4 protein-coding genes are annotated in these 5,199 nt (G+C 61.7%); 1 reads left to right on the top strand and 3 read right to left on the bottom strand.

The genetic code is table 11. The features are described from left to right. Positions 1-65: 65 nt before the first annotated feature. Entirely contained in the window at positions 66-650 is a 585-nt protein-coding gene (locus Q0341_RS01555; RefSeq protein ID WP_299510083.1) for a 5-formyltetrahydrofolate cyclo-ligase, read from the bottom strand. A gap of 9 nt (positions 651-659) precedes the next feature. Here Q0341_RS01555 and Q0341_RS01550 point away from each other — a divergent pair, with 9 nt between their 5' ends. Then, a complete protein-coding gene (locus Q0341_RS01550; RefSeq protein ID WP_299510082.1) occupies positions 660-2,636 on the top strand; it encodes a lytic transglycosylase domain-containing protein in 1,977 nt (658 codons plus the stop codon). A 150-nt stretch (positions 2,637-2,786) separates the two neighbouring features. On the opposite strand, the gene Q0341_RS01545 is transcribed toward Q0341_RS01550, so the two are convergent. Together Q0341_RS01545 and Q0341_RS01540 are read right to left on the bottom strand one after the other, a co-directional pair. Further along, a complete protein-coding gene (locus Q0341_RS01545; RefSeq protein WP_299510080.1) occupies positions 2,787-3,089 on the bottom strand; it encodes a polyhydroxyalkanoic acid system family protein in 303 nt (100 codons plus the stop codon). A gap of 26 nt (positions 3,090-3,115) precedes the next feature. Then, a complete protein-coding gene (locus tag Q0341_RS01540; protein ID WP_299510084.1) occupies positions 3,116-5,179 on the bottom strand; it encodes a molybdopterin oxidoreductase family protein in 2,064 nt (687 codons plus the stop codon). Positions 5,180-5,199 lie beyond the last annotated feature (20 nt).

Here is a 5,199-nt window from a genome sequence, read left to right as displayed (position 1 = left end):
TCGAGGATCGCGTCGCGTTTGATGTCGTGGGTTGCGGATTTGGGTCTGGCCATGTCTTTCGGGCCTCAAACCGGCCACACCACCCCGTTGTCGTTCAGGATCGCATCGAGCGGCTCATCGTGGTCTTCGGGCTCCAGATCGTCCAAAAAACCGTGGGTGTAGCCCAGGCCAACGGTGTAGGGCTTGGGCTGCAAGGTGGCCAAGGTGCGGTCGTAAAAGCCGCCGCCGTAACCCAAACGGTAGCCGCCGATGCCGTAGCCCACGCAGGGCACAAACAGCAAGGTGGGCACGATGACTTCGGTGTCTTTGGGCTTGGGAATGCCGTAAGCGTCTTCCTCCATCGGACAGCCAGGGTACCAAGTGTGAAAAGTGAGGGTCTTGTGGAGCTTGTTGACCACGGGCAAGCCAATTTGGCGCCGCTGCGGCTCACCATGCAGCTCGCCGTCTTCTTTCCAGCGGTGCAGCGCTGGCAGCGGGTCAAATTCGCCCTTGATGGGCCAGTAAGCGCCGATCACGGTATCGGGGCGGTCAAACAGCCAGATGCGCATGACGCGCTGCAAGGCTTCAGCCCGCGCCAGGCGGTCGGGCAGGTTCAGCCTTTCTTCAATCAAGGCTTTTCTCAAGGCGCGCTTTGCTTCGGCTTTGTCCATAATCAACCCATGAAATTTAGACTGATTTTGACACTGCTGGCCAGCATCGCCGTGACAAGCCTGATGGCCTTGCCCGTCCAGGCCCAAAACCGGGGTGACGAGGCGGTGTTGGAGATGGTCAAAGCCTTTCGCAAAAACGACACGGCGCGCCTGACAGCCCTGCTGCCGCAGACCCGAGGGCATGTGCTGGAGCCGCTGGCCGCCTACTGGGAAATGCGCGCCCGCTTGCCAACGGCATCCGTGTCCGAAATCCAAAGTTTTTTAACAACTTACGCGGGCAGTTATTACGAAGACCGTTTGCGCAATGACTGGTTGCTTCAGTTGGGCAAAAACCGTGACTGGTCCACATTCACCGCCGAATACCCCCGCTTTCGCATGCGCGACGACCGTGAGGTGCGTTGTTACGCTCTGGCCACCGAGGCCATGAACAGCAAGGCCGACGTGGCCGACGAAGCCAAGCGCCTGTGGTACGCCCAGCGCGATGCCGATGACGGCTGCACTTACGTGGCCGAACACCTGCATTCGGGCCGGCAACTCAAAGCACTGGATGTGTGGCGCAAAGCCCGTATCGCCATGGATGCCAATCGACCCCGCGCAGCGCAGGCAGCTGTTGACATCGAAGCGCCGCGCCTGTCTGAGCAAGTGGCGCTGATCCACGCCGACCCCGCCAAATACCTGGACAAGCGCATCATGGCCATCACCCGCAGCCGCAAAGAACTCGCGGTGCTGGCGCTGATCCGGCTGGCTGCCAAAGACCCGGACGAAGCCGCCGATTTGCTGAGCCGTCGCTGGGCGATCCAGCTGAGCGCTGAAGAACGCAACTGGACCTGGGCCGTGATTGGCAAAAGAGCCGCTCAAAAACTGCAGGACAACGCCACCAGCCACTTTGCCAAAGTGCAAAAAGACAGCGATCTGAACGACGACCTGCTGGGCTGGAAGGTGCGTGCCGCTTTGCGCCAAGGCCAATGGCCGCAGGTACTGAGCGCCACCCAGGCCATGAGTGCGGACACCCGCAACGAGCCAACATGGGTCTATTGGCGCGCCCGCGCCCTGCTGGCCACCGCCCGCCACGAGGCGCAACGCCAAGAGAGCCAAGGTCTGCTGCGCCAAATCGCCAGTGTGCGGGGCTTTTATGAGCAACTGGCGCTGGAGGACCTCGGTCAGGCCATCACCATCCCCGAGCGCCCTAGCCCCCTGACGCCCCAAGAAAAGGCCGCCGCATTCATCCACCCCGGTCTGCAACGCGCTTTGTATGCCATCGCCTTGGGCCTGCGCTCTGAAGGCAACCGGGAATGGAACTACAGCACCAACCTGCACACGCCCGGCGGCATGAACGACCGCGAACTGCTGGCCGCCGCCGACCTGGCCTGCCAGCGCCAGGTATGGGACCGCTGCATCAACACCAGCGAGCGCACCCGGACCGCGTTTGACTTTGAGCAGCGCTTCCCCATGCCGCTGCGCGAGACCGTGGTGCGCCGAGCCCATGAAATCCAACTGGATCCGGCATATGTCTATGGCTTGATCCGGCAGGAAAGCCGCTTCATCATGGACGCCCGCTCGCTTGTAGGGGCCTCGGGCCTGATGCAGGTGATGCCTGCCACTGCCAAATGGACCGCAAAAAAAATTGGACTGACCAGCTTCAGACCCAACCAGATCAGCGACCACGAGGTGAACGTCACCATTGGCACGGCCTATTTGAAACTGGTGCTTGACGATTTCGAGGCCTCCATGCCGCTGGCGGCTGCGGCCTACAACGCCGGCCCCAACCGTTCGCGCAGTTGGCGCAACGGCCCCGTGCTCGAGGCGGCCATTTGGGCCGAAAACATCCCGTTCCAAGAAACACGCGATTACGTGAAAAAAGTGCTGTCCAACACCACCACCTACGCCGCCATCCTGACGCGTCAACCGCAGTCGCTCAAAGCGCGCTTAGGCTCGGTCGGTCCACGGCAATCGCCCATGACCGAGGCCAGCAGCGATTTGCCGTAAAGCTGACGGCAGGTTCAAGCTCTTTCTTGTAAGTCGGACCTTCAGGTCCAACATGATGGGCTTTGACGCAAGTCCATGCCTGGGCTCAAGCCAACGATCTACAAAACGTCAGAGGCCATGGCAACAGCTGGCCACTGCGAAAGAATGCGCTCAGGCCTGCGGCGCTGGACCCAACAAAGCGTCCAGATTAGCCTGGATTTTTTCTTCGATTTTGCTGCTGTAGGCCCCCAGCAGAAAGCCCAGTTTGATCTTCAGATCGAAGCGGTTTTCGGTCACCGTGAGTTGGCCGCTCACGCCAATGCGCTCAAACCGCATGCAGTCTTGGGATCCGCCGGATTCAAACTCGCAGGTCATGCCCCAATCTTGTTCGGCTTGCTCGCGCCAGCGCTCGGCCACGGTACGTGCGCCGCTCAAGCCCAAGGTGTGCGTGCGTTCAATGTTCAGTTCAGGCATGGTGTTTGAAATGTGATTTTGAGGGTTCAGGTGTGGGCTGTGGCCACCGAATGGGCCGCCGGTTCGAATGCCGCATCGGCAGCCACCTCCACCAAGCAGTCGTAAAACACAGGCGCACGGCCCAGATCGGTCAGGTGTTGGCTGGTGAGTTCATTCACATTGGTGCCGTTCAGGCCCAGCTTGCGCCACCAAATGCCCAAGCCGTGGACCACGCCCTCGCGGGCGCGTTGGTTCAGCTTCGCTTTGCAGTGGTAAGTGCCCCGGTCGTTGAACACACGCACCACCGCGCCGTCGGCAATGCCACGCGTCGCGGCGTCTTGCGGGTGCATTTCCAGCACCGGCTCGGCTTCGATGTCGCGCAGGCTTTGCACGTTGACGAAGCTGGAGTTGAGAAAATTGCGCGCAGGCGGCGAGATCATGGCCAGCGGATAGCGGCCACCAGGGGCAGCCAATTCGTAATTGGGCAAATGGTCAGGCAGGCCATCCAGGCCCTGATCGGCCAAGCGTTGGCTGAAAAACTCGCATTTGCCCGATGGCGAAGGAAAACCACCTTGCGCAAACGGCGCATCGGGCACAGGCAATGAAGCAAAGCCGTGCGCCAGCAGCTGCTCAAAATCATCCGCATCGCCAATGGCGCAGCGGCACAGGCTTTCGTCGCTCTCGGCAAAACACGGATCGTCAAACCCCATGCGCTGGGCGAGCGCACGGAAGATGTCGGTGTTGGTGCGTGCACCACCCACGGGCGCAATCGCCGGGCGATTCAGCAGCACGTCGGTGTGGCCGTAACTGGTGTGGATGTCCCAATGCTCCAGCTGTGTGGTGGCGGGCAAGATGAAGTCGGCATAGTCGGCCGTGTCGGTCTTGAAGTGCTCCAGCACCACGGTGAACAGGTCTTCGCGGCCAAAACCCTTCACCACCTTGCCCGACTCGGGCGCAATGGCCACAGGGTTGCTGTTGTAGACAATCAAGGCTTCGATCTGCGGGCCAAAGGCGGGTGATGCCGGGCGCAGCAAATCGTCGCCAATGGTGGTCATGTTGATGGTGCGTGGACGCCGCTCACCCAGCAAGTCAGGCCGCTGCAAGGCCGAGCGCCGCACCGGAAAATGCCCCGAGCTGCTGAGCAACAGCCCGCCCGCCCGGTGCCGCCAGGCCCCGGTGAGCGCTGGCAAACAAGCGATCGCCCGCACCGCATTGCCACCACCGCGCACGCGCTGCATGCCGTAGTTCAGCCGAATCGAGGCAGGCTGGGTGGTGCCCCAGTCGCGGGCCAGTTGGCGGATTTGTTCAACCGGCACGCCACACACCTCTGCCGCCCGCTCGGGTGGCCAAAGCAAAGCGCGGGCCTTCAAGGCATCCCAGCCCAAGGTGTAGCGGTCAATGTAATCTTGGTCAAGCCAGCCATGGACGATCAACTCGTGCATGACAGCCAGCGCCAGCGCGGCATCGGTGCCGGGGCGCAGTGCAATGTGTTCATGGCATTTTTCGGCCGTTTCGCTGCGACGAGGGTCGATGCACACCAACTTGGCCCCGTTGCGCTTGGCAGCTTGGGCGATGCGCCAAAAATGCAGGTTGCTGCCAATCGAGTTGCTGCCCCAAATGACGATGAGCTTGGATTCGGCAAAAAACTCGTTCTTCATGCCCACCTTGTTGCCTAGGGTCTGGGTCAGGGCTTCAGCCCCGGCCGAGGCGCAAATGGTGCGATCCAAGAGCGATGCGCCCAGCTGGTGAAAAAACCGCGCCGCGATCGACTCGCTTTGCACCAAGCCCATGGTGCCCGCGTAGCTGTAAGGCAAGATGGCCTGTGGATCGCGGGCGGCGATGGCTTTCAGGCGTGTCGCGATTTCGTCCAGGGCTTCGTCCCAACCCACAGGCTCAAATTGACCCGAACCCTTGGGGCCGACGCGGCGCAAAGGCTGAAGCAAACGATCCGGGTGGTAGGTGCGCTCGGTGTAACGCGAGACCTTGGTGCACAGCACGCCGTCGGTAGGCGCGTGCGCCGGGTTGCCCTGCACCTTGGTGGCGCGGCCATTTTCCACCGTGGTCAGCAGGGCGCAGTTGTCGGGGCAGTCGTGCGGGCAAGCGCCGCGCACGGTGGTGGGGGTGTCGGTAG

The organism is uncultured Limnohabitans sp. (assembly GCF_937889215.1).
In the GTDB taxonomy this organism is placed as follows: domain Bacteria; phylum Pseudomonadota; class Gammaproteobacteria; order Burkholderiales; family Burkholderiaceae_C; genus Limnohabitans_A.
The sequence above is the reverse complement of the archived record's forward strand: the minus strand, read 5'-3'. Positions and strand labels throughout refer to the sequence as shown.

Bases quoted from the DNA above. Each gene is read 5' to 3' on its own strand.
- Q0341_RS01550 (WP_299510082.1), top strand. From the start codon at position 660: ATGAAATTTAGACTGATTTTGACACTGCTGGCCAGCATCGCCGTGACA.
- Q0341_RS01545 (WP_299510080.1), bottom strand. From the start codon at position 3,089: ATGCCTGAACTGAACATTGAACGCACGCACACCTTGGGCTTGAGCGGC.
- Q0341_RS01555 (WP_299510083.1), bottom strand. From the start codon at position 650: ATGGACAAAGCCGAAGCAAAGCGCGCCTTGAGAAAAGCCTTGATTGAA.